The sequence below is a fragment of the Sphingobium xenophagum NBRC 107872 genome (assembly GCF_000367345.1).
In the GTDB taxonomy this organism is placed as follows: domain Bacteria; phylum Pseudomonadota; class Alphaproteobacteria; order Sphingomonadales; family Sphingomonadaceae; genus Sphingobium; species Sphingobium xenophagum.
This window is the reverse complement of record NZ_BARE01000115.1, coordinates 1-2,911: the sequence shown is the minus strand read 5'-3', so window position 1 is coordinate 2,911 and position 2,911 is coordinate 1. Positions and strand designations below refer to the sequence as shown.

At 51.3% G+C, this 2,911-nt stretch carries 3 protein-coding genes; all 3 read left to right on the top strand.

Annotated features, from left to right (window positions below):
- On the top strand, positions 1-557 hold a 557-nt coding region (locus tag SX1_RS22035; protein WP_026150056.1), incomplete at its 5' end, for a hypothetical protein.
- A 184-nt stretch (positions 558-741) separates the two neighbouring features.
- The gene (locus SX1_RS22030) at positions 742-2,223 is read left to right on the top strand and encodes a hypothetical protein (RefSeq protein ID WP_019054838.1); all 1,482 of its coding nucleotides are present in this window, start codon (positions 742-744) and stop codon (positions 2,221-2,223) included.
- Positions 2,214-2,911, top strand: a 698-nt coding sequence (locus tag SX1_RS22025) for a hypothetical protein (RefSeq protein WP_019054837.1), incomplete at its 3' end; no start/stop codon positions are given. The genes SX1_RS22030 and SX1_RS22025, both read left to right, overlap by 10 nt.

Sequence of the window (2,911 nt, the reverse complement as noted above, 5' to 3'; positions counted from 1 at the left end):
CCGCCTACCAAACTTTTCTTGAGGACCACGGAATGGCTGACGAATACCCAGAATATAAAGATTATGCGGCGCTCGCCGGCTTCATCGACACGGTCGAGCCATTCAAGAAGCTCGTAAACGAGATGTTCGGGAAGCTCGACGGGGTCGCGCTGTTTTATGGCCGGGTAATTTGGGCGTCGGCAGACGCGGAAGAAGGCACCTTCAACGCTCACCGATTTCTCGCCGAGGAAGAGCGCTTCGACGGATGGACCTTCTTGGCCACTGGGATCTGGTTTCCCGACAGGGGCGAAGGGTTTTACGCCGAGGGGGTGGAAGACATCGGCGAGGTGCCCGTTTCCCTCGCCCCAAAAGTTTACATACAACTCGCCAATCGAGAGGATGACTCGTTGACCGCTGTGGAGGGGCAGCCAGAAGGCGATTGGTACCGGATCAATTCTGACTTTTTCACATTCAGGGACATCGCGACCTTCCCCCCTGAACCGGCTGATGCCGCAGGAGCGATCCTCGACTGGGTGGAAGTCGAGGGAGCCAAACTCAAATCCCTGCTGGCTCGCTGAACGCAAAGCGCCATCGCGACTATTCGCCATCCGCCATTCCGCTTGGATGCCCGCGTCCTTTGCGGCTATGGTCTTTCTTATCAAAGTCAGCCCATGTAATTGATCACTCGATCTCCCGCACAACGGCAAAGAAGATCACAAATCGACCCCTAAAGATAAATTCCACAGGGACACTTGGCTGAACATGAATTTTCCCGCAATCAAGGTTTTCGATGACGCTATCGAGGTAGAGTACGAGTTCAGCGTAACTCCTGCCGAGGAAGCATCTTCAGGCCATGCAGCCGCCGACTGGATTCGGGCTGGCATAAAGCGATCTGAAAGCGAGCTTGAGGCTGAGCAAGAACGCGTTGATGCGCTTGACCGAAATATTGACCGACTCAGCAACAATGCGGATCAGATCGACAACTTGGTAGCCGTAAGCAGCGGCTTGTTGGCGGGTTTGATCGATGCATTTTGGGTGGGCGAATTCGACTTCAAACGAGGCAAAGCATGGAGCAACCACACGGTCAACGATTTCGTTATGCGGGTGGCCAAGGCGCAGGGTTTTAACGGAGATAGACTAAAGGACGCCATTAAATTTCTTGAGGCAAAGTTTCCGGTACCTACCGACAACATCTGGAGCGGCCAAGATGTTGGCATCTCGGCGAGAAGCCACCACCTTGATGACTTGGCACATCACCCAACCCCAGTAGGCTTGTTTTTTTCCATTTTGACCCAATTCACAAAGACGGGGTATTTCCAAAACGGACAAGGCACCTTCTTGCCTATCAACCTTGACGAAAAGGGGCTGGAGCTGATCGGCTCAGACGCTTTGTCAAAAATCTTTTGCGGTACAATCAATTGGTTCTTCCATCTGGTCAGTGACATGTCTGGCAGCAACAAGACAGCTGGTGCCGGTATGGGTATTCCCGGCCCTATCGTGTCCCTGCTTAAAGAAATTTCAACGATTCCCGGACTGAATAATTCAGGATTACCATCAAAGATAAAACGTATATTTGAAAAAGAAAAATTCGACCTACGTGGTGAAATAGCGGCCTCTTACGAGTTGGGACGTCAATCCTTACCCGTCATGGTCAATGAAATACTCGTGCGTGCTTTTTACTTTATTCGCCGCTTAGTTGATGAGGTGAAGGTAAAACGATCTTTCGAGGGTGTTGATTGGGAAAAGACGCTGCCATGGAAAAATCGTACAATAACGCGGATGCTTACCATCTCAAGCGGTACGTTCGTGGCTGTCGATCTTGCAGATGCAGCCATACGTGCGGGATCAAAATCCGTCGATATGGTAACGTTTGGGGCGCAGTTGCTGCTGCGTGTGAACTTTGTGGGCCTTGGCCGCTTTTCGATTGCCGTGTACTCTGACGTGTCGATGGGCTTCCAACGCGAACGGTTGCGGGATGAGCGTATCGCGGTGCTGAGTGAGCAACTGCATTGGGCAAATGCCAAGGCAGCCTTTTGGCAGGCGGATGCATGGCAGACAGCCGAGCGAACGGAGACCTGCTTGCGGGAGACCGAGGAGACAATGAAGCAATCCATGGCTATCTTTGTCCGGGCTTCGGTCGCAAATCGAGCGTCTCTATCCCGCATAGGCCAGTTGCGAGAGAGTGTTCAAGACAAAAACCCCGGACTCATTGACGATATTAACGACCTCCTCAAGTGGACCTGATTGGCGTGACTGAAAGCTCAGAGAAATTTAGCGACACCTCCGATTTAGAAGATATCCATTTTGGTATCGACGAAGCAAAACTCCCTGAAATAATTGAGGGCCAAATTGGCAAACTAAACGAACTAGATGCCGGAGTAAAAAAGGCACTGGAAACCGCGGGGAAGGCCGAGAAGCGCGCTCAGGCCGCCCGTAAGCTTTCTGCAGGATGGAGCCTTTTCAACGACAAAAAAAAGGAAGCTATCGAGGGCCTTCAGGAAGCTGGTGTCGAGTTGGCCGAAGCGGTGCAGTTAGGGACGCAAGCGCAGAAAATTTCGTTTGAGTTTCAGACACGCCTAGCTGAAGCCGCCAAGTATCTTTTCACTTTGGGCGTAGGCAATATCGCTGCCAACCGCATGGTGGTGCGAGAGCTCGAAATGCGCCTTCACGGCGCATCAGAGAAAGAACTTTCGGATCTGGCGCGCCAAGAAGTGATGTCCGTCGTTCGGCAATTGAATGAGCAGGCAGACTTGCTCTGCAAGCAGCAGCAAATGGGTGAAAATCTTCGCAAGCATAAGATAAAAATCGAATCCCTAACAGAACGAACTGAACATCTTGAGCTTGAAGCGAACGAGAGAATTCAGCAGCACAATGCGCTTGTGAGCAAATTTTATATTTTTAATGATTCCGTCAAGAGACAAGAAAATAAGGC

Excerpts from the sequence above, each read along its gene's own strand:
- SX1_RS22030 (WP_019054838.1), top strand. The coding sequence starts at position 742 with ATGAATTTTCCCGCAATCAAGGTTTTCGATGACGCTATCGAGGTAGAG.